This is a genomic window from Cupriavidus sp. 21MJTG02-4 (assembly GCF_057798975.1).
In genome coordinates, this window is record NZ_JBYOJP010000017.1 from 62,043 (window position 1) to 78,236 (window position 16,194).

12 protein-coding genes and 1 pseudogene are annotated in these 16,194 nt (G+C 60.4%); 7 read left to right on the plus strand and 6 right to left on the minus strand.

Features of this window, described 5'->3' with window-relative positions:
- Positions 1–227 precede the first annotated feature (227 nt).
- Positions 228–1,841, plus strand: a complete 1,614-nt coding sequence (locus AC3FKH_RS27315) for a Fic family protein (protein WP_488678841.1) — start codon at positions 228–230, stop codon at positions 1,839–1,841.
- Positions 1,842–1,881: 40 nt separating this feature from the next.
- Here the strand turns inward: AC3FKH_RS27315 and AC3FKH_RS27320 are convergent.
- The 3 genes and pseudogenes from AC3FKH_RS27320 to AC3FKH_RS27330 all read right to left on the minus strand — a co-directional run.
- Positions 1,882–2,013: pseudogene (locus AC3FKH_RS27320) on the minus strand (LysR family transcriptional regulator); the annotation flags it as partial.
- Between the two features lie 1,120 nt (positions 2,014–3,133).
- Complete coding sequence (locus AC3FKH_RS27325; RefSeq protein WP_488678842.1) at positions 3,134–3,361, minus strand: hypothetical protein; 228 nt, start codon at positions 3,359–3,361, stop codon at positions 3,134–3,136.
- A 237-nt stretch (positions 3,362–3,598) separates the two neighbouring features.
- A complete protein-coding gene (locus tag AC3FKH_RS27330; RefSeq protein WP_488678844.1) occupies positions 3,599–3,946 on the minus strand; it encodes a hypothetical protein in 348 nt (115 codons plus the stop codon).
- Between the two features lie 881 nt (positions 3,947–4,827).
- Between AC3FKH_RS27330 and AC3FKH_RS27335 the strand changes: the two genes are divergently transcribed.
- On the plus strand, positions 4,828–5,841 hold the full coding sequence (locus AC3FKH_RS27335; RefSeq protein WP_488678846.1) for an alpha/beta fold hydrolase: 1,014 nt from the start codon (positions 4,828–4,830) through the stop codon (positions 5,839–5,841).
- Positions 5,842–6,215: 374 nt separating this feature from the next.
- Here the strand turns inward: AC3FKH_RS27335 and AC3FKH_RS27340 are convergent, their stop codons facing one another.
- Positions 6,216–6,479: a hypothetical protein gene (locus tag AC3FKH_RS27340; protein ID WP_488678847.1), complete on the minus strand. Its 264-nt coding sequence runs from the start codon at positions 6,477–6,479 to the stop codon at positions 6,216–6,218.
- A gap of 1,007 nt (positions 6,480–7,486) precedes the next feature.
- On the opposite strand from AC3FKH_RS27340, the gene AC3FKH_RS27345 reads away from it, so the two are divergent.
- From AC3FKH_RS27345 to AC3FKH_RS27355, 3 genes are all read left to right on the plus strand, one after another.
- The gene (locus AC3FKH_RS27345; RefSeq protein WP_488678848.1) at positions 7,487–7,858 is read left to right on the plus strand and encodes a hemerythrin domain-containing protein; all 372 of its coding nucleotides are present in this window, start codon (positions 7,487–7,489) and stop codon (positions 7,856–7,858) included.
- Positions 7,859–8,468: 610 nt separating this feature from the next.
- Entirely contained in the window at positions 8,469–8,942 is a 474-nt protein-coding gene (locus tag AC3FKH_RS27350) for a glycine zipper domain-containing protein (protein WP_488678849.1), read from the plus strand.
- A 107-nt stretch (positions 8,943–9,049) separates the two neighbouring features.
- Positions 9,050–10,279, plus strand: coding sequence for a DUF2252 family protein (locus tag AC3FKH_RS27355; protein ID WP_488678850.1), 1,230 nt, complete (start codon positions 9,050–9,052; stop codon positions 10,277–10,279).
- 471 nt (positions 10,280–10,750) lie between these two features.
- On the opposite strand, the gene AC3FKH_RS27360 is transcribed toward AC3FKH_RS27355, so the two are convergent.
- Complete coding sequence (locus tag AC3FKH_RS27360; RefSeq protein ID WP_488678851.1) at positions 10,751–12,739, minus strand: sensor domain-containing diguanylate cyclase; 1,989 nt, start codon at positions 12,737–12,739, stop codon at positions 10,751–10,753.
- Between the two features lie 517 nt (positions 12,740–13,256).
- Between AC3FKH_RS27360 and AC3FKH_RS27365 the strand changes: the two genes are divergently transcribed.
- Complete coding sequence (locus AC3FKH_RS27365) at positions 13,257–13,646, plus strand: hypothetical protein (RefSeq protein WP_488678853.1); 390 nt, start codon at positions 13,257–13,259, stop codon at positions 13,644–13,646.
- A gap of 706 nt (positions 13,647–14,352) precedes the next feature.
- Here the strand turns inward: AC3FKH_RS27365 and AC3FKH_RS27370 are convergent.
- On the minus strand, positions 14,353–15,270 hold the full coding sequence (locus tag AC3FKH_RS27370; RefSeq protein WP_488678854.1) for an AraC family transcriptional regulator: 918 nt from the start codon (positions 15,268–15,270) through the stop codon (positions 14,353–14,355).
- Between the two features lie 141 nt (positions 15,271–15,411).
- Between AC3FKH_RS27370 and AC3FKH_RS27375 the strand changes: the two genes are divergently transcribed.
- Positions 15,412–16,149 (plus strand): SDR family oxidoreductase, encoded by a 738-nt coding sequence (locus AC3FKH_RS27375; RefSeq protein WP_488678855.1) that lies wholly within the window; start codon positions 15,412–15,414, stop codon positions 16,147–16,149.
- Positions 16,150–16,194: the final 45 nt, after the last annotated feature.

The window sequence follows — 16,194 nt, forward strand, 5'->3', positions numbered from 1 at the left end:
CAAAACTGTTCAAAATATTGGACAGCGGGTTCCAAACGAGGCAAAAACGCCACATCTACCGTCCGGAGCCACCCGAAATCCACGATAAGCCGTAAAGCGCACATTTGATAATTGATTTTGTACCGATGCGCCAGTTTATAATCGATTTCACGCAGTCGTAATCGTCCACCCCATCATGAGCCCGTCTCTTAATCGATCCGTCGCGGGCCGCTGACATACGGAAGAGCATGCCACAACCCTTCGACAACCCGATCGGCGCGGCCTGGCTCATCAGGCATTTCGATCTGCCGCAGATGGCGACACTGCCCGTGAGTAGCCGCATCGGCACCCGCCGCACGACCGAGGCCGAGGATGGTTTTCGTCTGGAGACCTACACCGAGCAGATGCGCCCCGACGAGACGCCGGCGGCGAACTTGCAGTTCCATCTGCGCCATGAGGTCCCGCAACTGGAATTCCTAGCACGGCTCTTCGCGCGGGCGGGCGGAGAGTTTGTCCAGGAATGGGTCGCTCGAGAGCCTACCGGCCAATACGCCCGACGGGCCGCCTTCCTTTATGAATGGCTCACCGGTGCCGGACTCGAGGTTCCCCAACGCTTGGGCGGCAACTACGTCGACGCACTTGACGACGACAAGCAGGTGACGGCGTCGGCAGACGCGACTCAGAAGATTGCCCGCTGGCGCGTAAACGACAACATGCCTGGCACCCGCTACTTCTGCCCCACGCTCGCGAAGACCGATGCCTATCTGATTGCGGCGGCACGCGATGTCGCCGCTCTCTATGCGGGCCTGACGGACGAGTTCGGCGAGGAGTTGCTCATGCGCGCCGCGGCCTGGATTACGTTGCGCGAGAGCAAGAGCAGCTTCGTCATTGAGGGCGAGGGCGATCGCACCACGCGCATCCAGCGCTTCGCTGATGTGATGGGTCGGCGTACAGGCGAGGGCGAGCTGCCGCTGACGGACGCGGCAACGGCCGAGCTGCAACGCGAAATTCTTGGCGAGATCACGACGGTCACGCGCTTTGGCTTTCGCCAATCACCTGTGTTCGTGGGCGAGACCGTCCGCTTCAGCGAAGTCGTGCACTACGTCGCACCTGGTCAGGAAGATGTCGCCGACATGATGGAAGGGCTGCGGGTGTTCCTCGCGCGCACCGCCGGCCAGTCGCCGGTGATGCGTAGCGCGGTGGCCGCGTTTGGCTACGTCTACATCCACCCCATGGCGGACGGCAACGGACGGGTGCATCGATTCCTGATCAACGATGTGCTACGTCGGGACGGCGTCATCCCCGCGCCGGTGATCCTCCCGGTGTCAGCGGTCATCACGGATGACGCCGGCGAGCGCCGCGCATACGCTCGAGTGCTCGATGAGGTGTCTGCCCCGCTGATGCGACTCGTTCGCGACCACGTTCAGTTCGCATCCACGAGAACGCAATATCCGGACGGCATCTCGTCTAACCTGGAGTTCCACGGCGATGAGCTCGCTCGGCCGCTGTGGCGACATCTCGATCTGACTCCCCACGTCGTGTATCTCTCCAAGATCATCGAGCGCACGATCACCGAACAGATGCGAGAGGAATCGAAATATCTGCGCAGCCACACGCAGGCCAGGCTAGCGCTCAAGGAAATCGTGGAGATGCCCGACGAGCAAGCCGACCGGGTGTTGCGCTCCATCGAGCAGAACAAGGGGAAGCTCAGCAACGTCCTGGCAAAGGAAATGCCTGTGCTTGAGCGCCCCGGCATCTGGGAAACGGTTGTCGAGACCGTTGAGGCAGCGTTGCGCAACGATGCGCCGGCGGACCCGCACGTGGTGGAGCGCTATGACCCGACCAAACCCGCGGGCAAGTAATGTGCGCAAGACCGGTCGACTTATGGACACGCCAAGTAGAGCTAACCCAGCGCACGCCAAAGGACATCGGTACTGAAAGGCGGATGAGGCCCCGTGGCTGCGTCGACAGGTCCTTGGCGGCGTGCTCAGCCTCTTCTGCGTGCCGGTAGATTTCGCCCGCTCTCTCGGCAATGTTGGGCAGGGATATTGCCAAGCTGGCCAGCCGCAAAGCCCTACAAGCCATCGCGCTATCAGATGATCCAGCCGTTTGCATCGCCTGTCTCTTCACATGTCTCGCACACGAGCCAATGTCGACGATGGGATTGCGATGGCCGTCCGCGCCCTTGATTTGCTTCGGCGCGGACTGAAGGAGGACGACCGATAGCCGATAATCTCGCCTCGATCGCTAGGACGTCTGAAAGCCCTGTACTGGCACATCCAAACTATACCGCGGCCGATTTGACCCGTTGCGCCGTCGCGGTGCGGGATTGCGGGAACGAACTTCATTTCAAATAATACATTTGAATGTTTTTTGTCAGCCGTTATGTTGGAGGCGGAAGGCCCCGAGCGGTCCGGACGGCGCGTCCGTGCTGCAGTCATTAGCCGACGCGCCCGCGCAGAAGCGGGAGCAAAGTCGAAGTGGGCGGAGGCATCTATGGCACGGTAGGCCCGACTTCCGTCCCCCTAATTACCCAAGAAACCCATTTGCCGGCTGACACAGTGCGCGCCGGGGAACACCGCCTCATAGCCGTTCGCGCGCTGTCCAGCGGGAGGAGCGCGTGGGGCCAGGCACAGGAGTGGCCGCTAGGTAGGGCGCGATTGTCTTGGGCATGCTCATTTGGCCCAGTGCTGGGTTACACAAGGCACAGTTCCGACTCCGCCATGACGAAACGGAGACGCTGTCAATCCCACAATGGCGTAGCACCGTTTTGTGACACTTTCGTGTAATCTCGCGACCCATCAGCTCCTGCTATCCGGTGCGATTTCCATGGCACGATACCTTCAATTTGTGGCCCGGGCCTGCTGCGTCGGCGTCATCATTGTGGTCGTCGCCATCGTCTCCCGGCAAGTCTATCTGTGGAGCGCCGCGGAAGCCGGCAAGGCCGGTGAGGATGCGGCGCCTGCGGCTAAGATGTTGATCCGCTGCGAGACGGTGCACAGCCGCCTTCACAACCAGCACATTTCCGCGGACTTGGCGGATGCTGACGAGCCTCCACGGGCTCGTTGTCGAGAGTCTTGACGTCGGCGCGTCAGCATTCCACCAATGTCCTTTAGCGCCAAAGCAAGCCACGGCGGCCGCTGGATTGGCATGGTCACTGAGGTGTGTCGCCCCGCTTCTTGAGCGCCGCCAGCACTCGTTCGTTCAAGCCAAACCGGTAGAGTGTTGCACCCACTTGGGTCAACAAGGCCCGTTCCTTCCCCCCGATTGCTGGATCGGCCAACAGCACCGCCAAGCCGGCAATCGCGTCATCGACCTCCAATTCTGTCGTGTCGTCCAGCGCAAGGCGCTCGAAATCTCGTATCACGTCATCCGGGTCCATCGCGGCTCCATGTGGCTTCCTGCGCTAGTCTAGCCTGACGAGGCGCACGTCAATGCGCTTGCCAAGCGATCCACTGGATCCGTTGCGAAGAGGCGACTATGGGACTGGACGCTGGAAGGTCTCTAAACGGGCGGGTGCTTCGGCCCGTCGCCGCTCCACCAGAACGCCGGTCGGCTATCGCAACGCGGGAAGGCCAGCCCAGGACAGGAAGGACGAGTTGCCGTCGACCATGCGGCGTCAGGGCTCGTCAATGCTTCGCGTGGCCAAGGTCGTTTGCTTTTGCGCTGCGGCTGTCACGGAGGCGGTTCCTAATACACCGCTCAATGCCATTTTCGCGCCAGACTTCTTGAGGACCGGTCCCCAATCGAGCAGCCGATAGACCGGTCCTTCCTTCTCGATATGAACCCCAGCCTGCGCCGCCGCTTGCTTAACTAGCAGGGTGACAGTCTTCTTATCGATGCCAGTGCGCGCTACCACCTTGACCAAGGTCGCATCGGTGATGGCGTCGATTGCAGCCAAAACGGTAAGCATTCGCCGCAGGTCGCCCCTGGGGTATTTCGGTACGTCGTTGTCATCAACTGCCATCAATTATCCGCTCACCATGTTGGATCGGATTATCCGCGACAGTCTTTAAACGGCAGAGAAACGACGGGGGTTGACATTTGCAATGCGCGTGGCCAGGCGCAGCTCGGCGCATGCGCTCTGATGGAACCCGTGTTGCTGGCCACGGCGTCGGACACGTCCGAGCTCGAAGTCTTCGGGCAACGAAAGCGTCCGTGAGGGGGTCCACGCCGGCCAGATCTACCGTGCCGCTCAGGATCAGCTTCGATGGCGCCGCTAAGGCCATCGGCGTTCAGTTTCGATTGCGCAGTGGCATCGAAACTGTCGTAGAAATCTTGCAGCCGCCGGCCAGCGATGCCTTGATTAAGCGGCTCGGCGAAAGGTCTGAAAGCGTTCCGATACGGACACCAAAGATGAGAGCAGCCGCTGCAGACGGGCTTGCTCGTTCGCCGGCTCTCAACGCAGCAGATGCCCCCCACGCCGCTTTTCCGGAGTGATGTGAAGCTAGGCGGCAGTCCGAGTCTCGCGATCAGTCTCAGCAACTTAGCTCCCTCCGCCCATCATGGCCGCCACGACGCCGATCGCAAAGCGGGCAACCACGCCGCAGTAGCCGACGCGCAGACGTGTTTTTGGACCGACGTCCACTACTCACCCCATGGACTCGCGACCCATACCGGAATACGGAGGCCCGCTCTCAAGTCCACTATGCCTTTGTCTTTGGCGAATTATCCAATTTTTTGCCTCTGTTGCAATCCGGAGTTACATCCCGCAACTCGCCCGCTGCTACTAGCCGCCTGGGGGCGCTGGCCCACAGATTGCGGAGCGCATTCCGCTTACAGCACGGCGGGCACCGGTTTAGCGCTGGCGTTTGCTTGTCGGTTAATTTCATCATCGCTGAGACCTTCATGCCAGATTCCCACCGAACTTCATCGTCTTCTGACCGTTGGCACCATGCTGGCGTAGCAGCAGTGGCAGCCACGGCAGCCACTGCGGCTACGGCCGCCTTTGCCGTTCGCCGTCAGGCACGCGCGGCCGAGCGCGCGCATCCCCCCATTGGTCGGTTTATCAATGTCGACGGCGTTGCGCTGCACTATGTCGAGCGTGGCAAAGGTCCGCCTGTGCTGTTGTTACACGGCAATGGCGTGCAGGTGGAGGATTTTATCGGTAGTGGGCTCATCGATGCACTAGCGCGGCGGCATCGCGTGATAGCTGTCGACAGGCCCGGCTTCGGCTATAGCGAGCGTCCGCGGACCCGGCTGTGGACCCCGCGGCACCAGGCTGATTGGATCAGCCAGGCGCTGGCCCGGCTTGGGGTCACGCGCCCTGTCGTTGTTGGCCATTCGTGGGGCACCCTGGTCGCGCTGGAGATGGCACTGGCCGGGACTGGGGAAGCCAGCGGGCTCGTACTTCTTTCGGGCTATTACTACCCGACAGCCCGAGGCGATGTACTGATGAACTTGCCCGGGGCGATTCCATTGCTGGGAGACGTGCTGTGCAACACCCTTGTGCCCCTTGTCTGGCGTCTGGCGTTCAAGCGCTCGGTGCAGCTGATGTTCAGGCCGGCACCCGTGGCGCCGACGTTCCTCGATGCAGTCCCTAGGGAATTGATGCTTCGACCGGGGCAGATCCGTGCTGCCTCCGAGGACTCCACGTTCATGATTCCCGCGGTGGAAAGGCTTCACCGGCTTTATCCCCAGCTAACGTTGCCTGTGACGCTGATCGCTGGCGCCGGAGACGCAATAGTTGATGTGGACGCGCATAGTGTCAGGCTGCACGGCGATATCCCGCGTAGCACGTTGATCCTTGCCCCGGGCACCGGGCATATGGTTCACTATGGCGCCAACGCGTCCATCGTCAACGCGGTGGAGACCATGACGGGCACCGGGCTTAACGTGCCGGGACCGGGCTTAGCCACGTAAGGGAAGCACGAGAGCGGTCTTCGAGATTCGGTGCGTCCAGGTCGGCACGGCGATGCGACGTGAGGCGCGTAGCGGCGCTCGCATCTGGCTTGGACTGGATCTCGCGCCGCTAGGAAGCGTGGCAGCGGCTGCTGCAAGTGCCACTGCGGTGATCAGGGCTCTATTACCCTATCCACGTATGGATATGATAACTTCAGTGCACTGAATAAACCTCATGAGCGATGGAATGGCATCGTTAATCGGCTTGATCAAGGCGTCGAGGGGCAGCAACAGGATGGGGGCTGCTGCCCATTCTCACGCTGACGCTCCTTGGCAGTGCGTCGCCGTCTTTGGATCAGCCGAAGCAGAGGCCAGGTTCATGCACGCTGCGGAAGTCATGGAGGGTCGTTACAGGTATCGCCGTAACAGATAATGTCATAGAGAATCAGCGCGCGGTGCTTAACCAGCTCCGCCAGTCGATCGCGTAGCCGGGCACGGATCTGTTCGGCGCTCTGGCATTTAATGCCGTCCCGCCTGAGTTGTGCAATGCGCCGCTCCTGGGCCTGCATCCGTCTCTCAAGATGTTCAATGGCCCGATTTGTTTCGTGAAGTTCCTCGAGGTCGTCTTGGATGTTTGGGGTAAGAGATATTACTTGCATGACGACCTCCCATGCAGACGCTGCGTTTTTTGCCGCGCTTGTAGGCCGTCCAGATGCGATGTTCAATGCGCACCTGGACGCCGGCTTGCCGGACATCACAACCGTAACAATCGGATGGCGTGCAATGGCACAACGGTCAGGAGATGCGAGTGGTGGCGGCCGCGTTCGGCTCACCGTGCTGCACCGCCTCCCATGCTGCTTCCGGTGCTCGCGGAACCGGTCGCACCGGCCCCGGATCCGCCTTCGTATCCACCCAGCCCGCTGTCTGGCCCGGTCCCGACGTCTTTCCCGGACCCGCTTCTCGCACCGCCGGTACCGCTCATATCACGGGAACCGGTGGCGCCACCCGGCCCCGTCACACCACTGGCCCTGCCGCTACTGCCACAGCTACCGCGGCTATTCGTGGCGCTAACGCCACCGCGTCTGGTGCCCGGCGTGCTGGGAATGCGTGGAGAGCCGGTTGCGCCCATGGTGTTTCCGCTGGTGGCAGCAGACCCGGTTCCGCCGGCGGTACCACCAGAAGTACCGGCTGAATCGCCCGACGTCGACTGGACAGCCAGAAGGGAGCCATGCAGCGCAGTCGCGGACGCGCACAACATCTTGGTAATCAACATCCTTTTTTCCTCGTCAATCTCGTGTGGCTTATGCGGCGATGGCCGCTTGTGCGCTGACGCAACGGGCATGCCACGGTGATGGGCTTGTCGCCTCAGTGCGAACGCAACCGACATGTCACGCGTCTGCCGCCCGCGAATACCGGCCCCATATGAGGAAGAGCCGGGTGATATGCACCGTCTTCATCCCTCGTTGCATGGCCCGCGTCAAGAGAAGCCCATCCTGTGCGCCCGTTCGGCACATGGAACGGGCGACTAACCCGTGCATCTCTCAAAAAAAAATGACCCGCCACTGGAGATGGTTCGGGCCGAAGGAAGACGCCATTCACTGTAGCCCGCCGTCTGCCGGGGCACATGTCGGGCGTTGTCTGATTATTGCGAGCCGTAGCGTCTACCATGCGAAAGCCTCGCTCGCAACGCACCGCCCTCACCTTGCTGGTCGACGACCATCGCGCCGTCAAGAAGCTGATCAAGCAATTCCAGGAAGCGAAGGATCAAGCCGAGAAGCAATCCGTAGCGGCCGAGACCTGTCGACAGCTCACCGTCCACGCGCAGATCGAAGGCGAGATCTTCTACGCGGCGCTTCGCGGCGAGAGCAAGGAGATCGACAACATGCTCGACGAAGCCAAAGTCGAGCACGGCGTAGCGAAGGACCTGATCGCAGAGATCAAGTCAGGCGAGGACGAGATGCTCGAGGCACGCTATACGGGCACCATGTTGAGGAAGAGGAGAACAAACTCTTCCCGCGGTGATCAACGCCAAGATTGACCTCACCGAAGTCGCGCAGCAATTGGAAAGCCGAAAATCGGAGTTACTGGGCGAAACGTCAGAATAGTGGCTGGCACGTAATCTTTTCGCGCTTGGGTGCCGGCTGGAGGTGCATTGCCACACTGCTCGGCGCCGGTCCTTGTCGAGCTTGGGCACGCAAGTGCTCGGCATCTAAAGGCACGGGCGCCAGCACGCGGCACACCAGGCTGCGCGGGCAGCGATCGCCCGTTCTCCTTTACTTCACCCGATGAAAGAATTACTGCCCGACTGATCATGCGGGGGAGGGGAGCGGGCGGGAGGGACGGCACGGAAGGCACATTATGGTGGGGAGCCCGGGAAGAGCGACTCAGAACTGAAGGAGTTAATTTAGCGCCACGAGGAGATCCAAAGGCTCCATGTGACATTGCGTGGCGCTCTTTCGATCGGACTTCTCATGGCCCCTTGGGGAAAACAAGGTACTCCGCAAACACAGCGTTTTTATCGGTTCCCCGTTCCAGTAATTTTCAAAAATTTCGCTGCATCACCTATTTACGGAATTGGTTCAGGCATGAAAGTTGCGCTCGAACGTTCGAAGCCTTCACGCGCGAAGTTCACACGGCCAGGAGAGAACATGGACCAGATTGAAACACAAAACACGGAACGCCCAAGCGGCGGCTTCAATCCGGATACGCAACGCGGGACCGCGTTACGAAACCTTTCGTCGGATAGGCCTTCCGCCGATCGCCCGGATACCGGTGCATCGGCATCAGCAAAGCCTGCGTCGCAGGAACTGTCAGATGAACTCGACAAGCTGATTGAGCGTTTGCCCGGCCTCGCCGGTACAGCTCGGGACAAGGCAAAAGCGGAATTCCTCGACTTCGCTGCAAAGTCTACGAGTACCGCCGGGGCACTTGCTGCCGAGTCGACGGACGTCGCAAGGCGCGTCACCATACGGGCCAAGAACGAATGGGAAACGCGGCGGCAGCGCGTTGAATCGTTTGTGCAAGCGAATCCCTTCCGCGCGGCGGGCATAGCCATTGGATTAGGCGTACTGCTGGGGGCGAAGCTGTTTGGAAATTCGCATCGGCGCGGCGACACCTTGTAGGGGCTCGATGGCGATGGAGTTCCGTGTGTATGACGGGAGACCGCTGCCGGAAGCCTTGACACTAATGCCAGAGCAAGCGATGCATCGGAATCGAAGCACAGAGACGTATGGAGAGCAAGGCGAAACAAGGACAATGTCCTGCACCCGATGCGAGAGAACCACGGCTCGCCGAGATACGGCACCTCAAGATGGCACGTTCGTCACACGAGTACGCCCGCGGGAACGCGGCCCACTTTTACGCGTGGCTAGCGTGCCAGCCAGGCGGATCGGTCCCCGAGGGCGCTGACGTGTGGATTTGCGGCGACTGTCATCTCGGTAATCTCGGCCCGGTGGCCGATCAGGCCGGCGAGACCGCGATCCAGATCCGGGACCTTGACCAGACCGTGATCGGGAATCCGGCATACGATCTGATACGGCTTGGCCTCTCGCTGGCAACCGCGGCGCGCAGTTCCGATCTGCCAGGCGTGATCACGAGCCGGATGATGGAAGCGCTCATGACAGGTTATGAGCAGGCAATCGATCCGCGTCGCGGCAAGACCGCACAGGAAGCGCGGCCCGCGGTCGTTCGGATCGCGATGAAGAAGGCGCTGCATCGTTCGTGGCGCCGAATGGCCAGACAGGAGACCCGCGACGCGAAACCTCATATTCCTTTGGGCAAGCGCTTCTGGCCGTTGTCGAGTGAGGAGATGAACGGAATCCGTGCGCTCTTCGACACTAAGTCCCGCTGCGTACTTGAAACCCTCCTGGGCCCTGAATGCGACCCTGATACAGAAGTCAACTTTCTCGACGCGGCGTACTGGGTGAAGGGGTGTAGTTCCCTGGGGCGTCTCAGGTATGCGGTAATGGTGGATGTCTGCAGCGCGGGTCCGCGCCACAACGGCCCATGCCTGCTGGACATCAAGGAAGCCGTCAATCCCGCAGCGCCACGGCAGGAGGCGCGTCGCATGCCGCGCGACAATGCCAGGCGGGTTGTCGAAGGCGCGAGGCACCTCTCCCCCTTCCTCGGCGACCGGATGATGGCGGGACGTCTCTGCAGTCGCGCCGTGGTCGTGCGCGAGTTAAGGCCGCAGGACCTGAAGCTCGAAGCTGAGCGGCTCGGCGAGGCTGATGCAGTCAAGGCCGCGCGTTTTCTTGCATCCGTCGTTGGTAAGGCGCATGCCAACCAGATGGATGCCGCGACCCGGAAAAGCTGGCTCGCGGAACTGCGCCTGAACCGGCCAAAATCGCTGAACGCGCCATCGTGGCTTTGGCGGAGCGTGGTCGGGTTGCTGAGCAGCCAGGAAGCGGCGTATCTAGAGCATTGCCGGCGGTATGCGAAAGGCCGGCCACTCAGCTGATTCTAGCCGAGAATCCCGTGAATTCTGGCTGGCACTAAACTCAGGTACGACGCGCACCGGCTTCTGGCCAGTACGAGCAGTGCGTCACGACAAAAATTCAACGTCCTATCGTACAGTAGCATCGGCATCAATTCCGCCCGCGTGGCACAGGTAACATCCTGCTGGCCACGGCGTCACCCCTTGATTCTTGGCGACGATCTCGCCAGGTGCAAAGCAGGCTGGCGGCATCTGGCAGAGTGGCGGTTGAATCCCTCCAGCCTTCGCCTGCATTAATGTCCCCCCAAACTGTGCGCAGCGGCATTAGCCATGCCAGAGACTAGGATCGCGGCGCAATTGCCGATCATCGATATTGAACTCGTGCACCGCGAACTCCGCTAGCAGAACGCGGAGCCGGTGCTACTCAATGGGTGCCATCCGAGGATGTGCGCCTGCTCGGCAGTTTGCTTGGCGAAAACCTGAGGTCAACAGTATCTATTGGATTGTGCTAAACACCACATACCTGCCTTTGCCGCCGCGCTTGGCGGTGTAGAGCGCCGTGTCCGCCTGCATAAACAGGTCCCCAATGGATTGGTCGTGCTGCGGATGTCGGAGTGCGACACCAACCGTTGCGCCAGCAGTGATGTGATGGCCGTCGATGGTATAGGGCGCTGACGCGAGTTCTACGATGGTTTGCGCAACGCGTTCCACCGTATCGGGGTTCGAGATGTGTTCCATGACAATGGCAAATTCGTCTCCGCCTATTCGCGCCACCGTATCAGATTCGCGCACGCACGACGCAAGACGCTCCGAAAACCTCCTCAGGAGCTTGTCGCCGACGGCATGACCACAGGTGTCGTTGACCGGTTTGAAACCATCTAGGTCTATCAGCAGCAGACCCATTTGGGTGCCGTTCGCACTTGCTCGCTCGTTGGCCAACCTTAAGCGCCGGTCGAAGCCCTTTCGGTTGAGCAGGCCCGTCAGGTGGTCGAGGAGCATCTGCTTTTCAAGGTGCCTTAACTTGAGGCGTTCCGTGGTCACGTCTCGGACGAAGATGTGCAGGCCCAGGACAGTGTTCTTTGCCTCGTTCCATGCGGGCTGGTAAGTCACCTCAAGGCACTCGCTACCGCCTCCTGAATCCCGGTCGAAGGCCACGGAAGCGCCTGCAAACGCTTCGTCGAGGTAGGGCTTGACTTCGGCGTAAGCAGTGGCGCCCCAAAGCTCTTGGATGGACAGGCCAACTATCTGTTCCGATGCAAGTCCAAACCGGCGCCCGTAGGCCTCGTTCACGAACACGTAACGTTCGTCGCGTCCGACATAGCTGGCGAGGTCCGGAAGGTGATTGGCGATAGCCTGAATGCGTCTTTCACTTTCCCGCGCTTCGTCCTTCGCGCGTTCCAAGGCAGCTTCCCTTTCGGCGAGTTGTTGCATGAACTCTGAGAAGGTCGTGGTGAGGTCGCTGATTTCATCACCAGTTGTAATTGACACAGGTGAATGCATGAGCCGGCCTTTCGCGTTCTGTTGCACTAGCCCATGTAACCGAACCAATGGAACCACCAGTCGGTGCGAAACCATCCACATGAGAATGGCTGCAAAGGCTATAGCGATTCCAGCCGCCAGAGCCAATCTTCTTCTCACATCATTCAGCGGCGCGTAGGCCTCAGCCGCAGGAAAGTTGGCAACTAGGTCCCAACCATTGGTGTCGAGCAGGTAGTGCGAGACTATGGGCTGCTTCGGATGAATGAACTCCAGGGCAGCAGGGTCGGTGTCCGCCTCACAAGACTCTCCAGTCGCATTCGCCCCTTTCAATAAATTCGACAAGTCAATATGCATGACGTATCGCGGGTTGTCTCCTGACGATACCAAGCAGAAGGTGCCCGTCGCGCCGATTCGGTTGCGTGTCAACTCCTGCAGAAAATTCTCCCGCAGCAGGTTCAAGCTTCCTGCCACGATTGCGCGCAGGCTGCCATCAGAGGAACGCAGCCCGACGGCCATGACGATGCCAGGCGCGCCATTGTTCTTCCCAACCAAGGGTTCGGAGACGGCAACGGATGCTCCTCGGACAATTTCACGAACATAGTCGCGGTCGGCCAAGGATATGTGTTGACCCAAAGGCGTGGCGCTGTTGAAAGCCAGTTCGCCGTCTGGCCAGATGAGGGAGACCGCGTTGAATGCCTCGGGAATGGAAACAGCCTGCGTCGCGAAGGCTCTGAGCTCATCCGGGCTCCGGTCGAGCATTGGCGCTAACTGCCGTGCCAAGCGGCGCAACACGATGGCTCGGCCTTCAAATTTCTCGTCGAGCTGCTCGGCCACCAGCTTAACGAGAGTGTCTTGCTGGCTCTGCAGCAAGTCTCTCAGGCTCAAGTACGCGTAATACTGGGCGACAACAGCAAGTGCGAAGATGACAACTGCTACGACGAACCCGGTCGCGAGTGCCGCTCGAAATTTCAGAGAACGCCGCACTGATATCTTCCTCTTTCCCATTTCGCGACAATTATCATCTCTACATGCTCCCAAGCCCACCCGAACGGGTGACTGTGTGGCTGGCGCGGCAACTATGCTCTTCATAAGAGCGGAATAATCCTCAGAAAGAGACTATTGAGGCACAAAATGGGTGGGCTCCAGTTTTAGCAGCCACAACAAAGTCAGCATCCAAGGGAATTTGGTTCGTGATGAGCTTGAACTGTACGGCGCGTACAGATGACTCATGTACTTGCGGCCGCCGCTTGCATCGTGTGGCCGCAACATCCCTGCTTCCACAGGCTTCCTTGATCAGGCGAGATGCGGTCGCACTGTTCCCGGCAGTGATGCTGAAATGCTCCCGAAGCGTCGCCGGTCGCGCGTCCGGCAACCGGCTCGACCTTGCACCAGTCCAAGGTTGTCAGGGCTGGTCAGTCAGGTTTCACCCAGCTCTGGTAGCATCGACAGGCGGCGTCTGCAGGTCTGTCGCCTCACCCCCAGTTCGGGTCTCTAAACCGTAACCTCCACGGGAGGGAGTGCCATGGATGTCCAGCAACTTGTTTCCGAATTTCTCGCTTCCGAGCACGGGAGCCAGGCTGCCCAGGCTCTGGCCGCCCAGGGCATCAGCGCCGATGACACGCAGCAGATGCTGAGCCAGGCGGCAGAGACCGCGCATGCCCACGCCGAGGAACAGAGTGCCGGCCTGATGGGTGAGCATCCGGGCAAGAGCTTTTTTGCGGCCTTCGCCGCCGGCCTGGTCCGGGGCGATGGTTTTTTCAAATCCCTCGCGGAGGGCGGGGAGGGTATCCTGGCCGGCCGGGTGGCTGAGTCGCTGGCGGAGAAAATGGGCATCGACCCGTCCACCGCGTCGACCGTGGCCGCCGCCGCTACCCCGTATCTCGTAGCGTTCCTCAAGGAAAAACTCGCCTAAAGAGCTTCTGTCGCGTACCGATGGCATGCATGGTTGGGAGGCCCGGCCCGCCTTACAATCGAGCCCAGCAGCCCTCAGCGCCGGTGCCAAGCCTTCATCGACGTCGTCGATGCCGAGCTTCGTCATTGCATCGGGAGCCGCTGCTTGTAGACGGCAGGCGCTCGTGGTCAGACTGCCCGCGCAGGCAAAAGGCTAAACCCAATTCCTTGCAGGGAGAGTTGTCCTGATCCGAACTACTCTCAGGCTGTGACCGTAAGATGCAATGATTGGGGCCGCAAAGATCGGGTCTCCATTTGAGCCGGACGACATTGGGTTCTTTGATTCCACGAAACTGGCTGCTTCGCTGAAGCGCAAGTTCTTGGTGGCCCAAATCCGTATTGCGGCCCAATCCTTTGCACCTTGAAGACTTCCCAAACAAGCCTTCAGTTAGCGCATGCCGAGCGGCAGGAACAAATGTTTAGACATTATGCCGGGTATGTCGCGTGACCTTACCGCCGGCGCCGCGCCCTTGCGACGCTCGCGACCTGCTTCGCCGACTAAGGTGGGCCAACCTGCGGGGTGCCCGCCACCAGTAGGGGAGCGTGCTGCCGGCTGCTGCCCGTTTGTCTCTTGCCGACCCCGCGGCGTCATTCGAGTCCGCGAGGCTCCAAAGTCAGCTTCCGAAGTACAGCGGTCACCCGTCATACGCGATAGCTAGCGAGTTCCATCATGCCGCGGATTGCGATTGCCGGTAGCGCCCCGGACTTTGTCCAACGATCCGTTTGAACGCGGAATTGAAGGCAGCCTCTGAACCATAGCCGACGCTTTCGGCGACCGAAGCTATACTTTTCCTTTCTCGCAGCGCGGCGCCAGCTTTTGCGATACGCCAATCGGTCAGATAATCGATGGGCGTCATGCCGACTAGCGTCCTGAAGCGCTCGGCAAACGTCGTGCGCGACATGGCCACCGCCGCCGCCAATTCATCGACTTTCCAACGCCGGGCTACGTCCTCATGGATGAGGGCAAGGGCGGTCCCGATCTTTGGATCGGCCAGGGCGCCAAGCCAACCCGGCGTATGCGCTCCCGACGCCAGGTATTCGCGCAGGACTTGCACGAGTACCATGTTCGCGAGGCTCGCTGCGGCGACCGACGCGCCCGGGCGGGGCTTCTCCGTTTCAAGTCGCAGCAGATCGAGCACGGCCCGCAGCGCCGGAGCCGTTTCAGAAGCAGCCGGAATATGGATAAGTGGCGGCAAGGATTTCAGCAAGAGTTCGCTGGTATCGGCGTCGAAGACGAAGCGGCCTCCGGCTGCACTGACCTTCTCCCCGCTGCGGCCATAACGCACGATCCCGTCTGCGCAAAGGCTCGTGGCAAGCACTTCACGGCCGTCGTCAGGAGGAAGTGAAGGGTCGCTTCCGGTGCAATACGCCTGCCCTTGAGTCAACAGATAGAAATCACCCGCCCTCAGTTCGACCGGCGGGGTGCCATCTTCGAACCATAGCCAGAAAGCACCTTCCAGGACGCCACCGAACTTGATGTGTTCATAAGCAGAAAAGCGCAGCGACCATGCGCCATACACATCCAGCCGTGCCGACAGCACGCTGTCGACTTTGAGCAGGTGAAAGACATCTGAGAGCGGGTCCATCCGAATCCGGACGATTGATAAATAAATACGTTGATTCGATTATAGATTAGACGACCCTGCTAGACGAACATTGGATGTGCAGAGCGTGCGGGGGCTATTTCATGATTCTCGCCCTCTTGGACAAGAGATGAGGAAAATATCATGTCGACAATCAAGGACAAGGTCGTTGTCATCACCGGTGCAAGCAGCGGAATTGGCGAGGCAGCGGCACTGCTACTGGCGGAGCGCGGGGCGAAGGTGGTGCTGGGCGCCCGTGGCGAGCATCGGCTTCGCGACCTCGCCGATCGAATTGCCAAGGCGCGGGGACAATGCGCATGGGCATGCACAGATGTCAGGCGCCGAGAGGACATGTCGCAACTCGTAAAACTGGCGTGCGAGCGATTCGGTCAGCTCGACGTGCTGATCAACAACGCTGGCGTCGGGCCGATTTCTCCTCTCGACGAGCTGCGCGTGGACGATTGGGAAGACATGATCGACGTGAACATCAAAGGCGTGCTGAACGGTATTGCAGCGGCATTACCGGTCTTTCGTACGCAGGGCTTCGGCCACTTCATCAATACCGCGTCCACCGCCGCTCTTCGCATCGCGCCAAACATGGCGGTCTACGCCGCAACCAAGAGCGCCGTGCGCGCGATCTCGGAGGGATTAAGGCAGGAGGCGGGAGACAAACTGCGTGTGACGGTCATTTCACCCGGCTTCACGCGGACGAATTTTGCAGAATCGGTGACCAACTCGGAAGCCAAGGCGCAAATCTCCGCCTCGATGGATGCATTCGCCATGTCGCCGGACGCCATTGCCCGGGCTATGGCGTTTGCAATCGAGCAACCGGCCGATGTTGACGTGGGCGAGATTATCGTCCGCCCCACGGCGCAGGGGTAGGTTGCTGCCGCCGCAGCCGGCCTTATCGTTCCCCGGCTGGTAGCT

Excerpts from the sequence above, each read along its gene's own strand:
- AC3FKH_RS27315 (WP_488678841.1), top strand. The coding sequence starts at position 228 with ATGCCACAACCCTTCGACAACCCGATCGGCGCGGCCTGGCTCATCAGG.
- AC3FKH_RS27325 (WP_488678842.1), bottom strand. The coding sequence starts at position 3,361 with ATGGACCCGGATGACGTGATACGAGATTTCGAGCGCCTTGCGCTGGAC.
- AC3FKH_RS27330 (WP_488678844.1), bottom strand. The coding sequence starts at position 3,946 with ATGGCAGTTGATGACAACGACGTACCGAAATACCCCAGGGGCGACCTG.
- AC3FKH_RS27335 (WP_488678846.1), top strand. The coding sequence starts at position 4,828 with ATGCCAGATTCCCACCGAACTTCATCGTCTTCTGACCGTTGGCACCAT.
- AC3FKH_RS27340 (WP_488678847.1), bottom strand. The coding sequence starts at position 6,479 with ATGCAAGTAATATCTCTTACCCCAAACATCCAAGACGACCTCGAGGAA.
- AC3FKH_RS27345 (WP_488678848.1), top strand. The coding sequence starts at position 7,487 with ATGCGAAAGCCTCGCTCGCAACGCACCGCCCTCACCTTGCTGGTCGAC.
- AC3FKH_RS27350 (WP_488678849.1), top strand. The coding sequence starts at position 8,469 with ATGGACCAGATTGAAACACAAAACACGGAACGCCCAAGCGGCGGCTTC.
- AC3FKH_RS27355 (WP_488678850.1), top strand. The coding sequence starts at position 9,050 with ATGGAGAGCAAGGCGAAACAAGGACAATGTCCTGCACCCGATGCGAGA.
- AC3FKH_RS27360 (WP_488678851.1), bottom strand. The coding sequence starts at position 12,739 with ATGGGAAAGAGGAAGATATCAGTGCGGCGTTCTCTGAAATTTCGAGCG.
- AC3FKH_RS27365 (WP_488678853.1), top strand. The coding sequence starts at position 13,257 with ATGGATGTCCAGCAACTTGTTTCCGAATTTCTCGCTTCCGAGCACGGG.
- AC3FKH_RS27370 (WP_488678854.1), bottom strand. The coding sequence starts at position 15,270 with ATGGACCCGCTCTCAGATGTCTTTCACCTGCTCAAAGTCGACAGCGTG.
- AC3FKH_RS27375 (WP_488678855.1), top strand. The coding sequence starts at position 15,412 with ATGTCGACAATCAAGGACAAGGTCGTTGTCATCACCGGTGCAAGCAGC.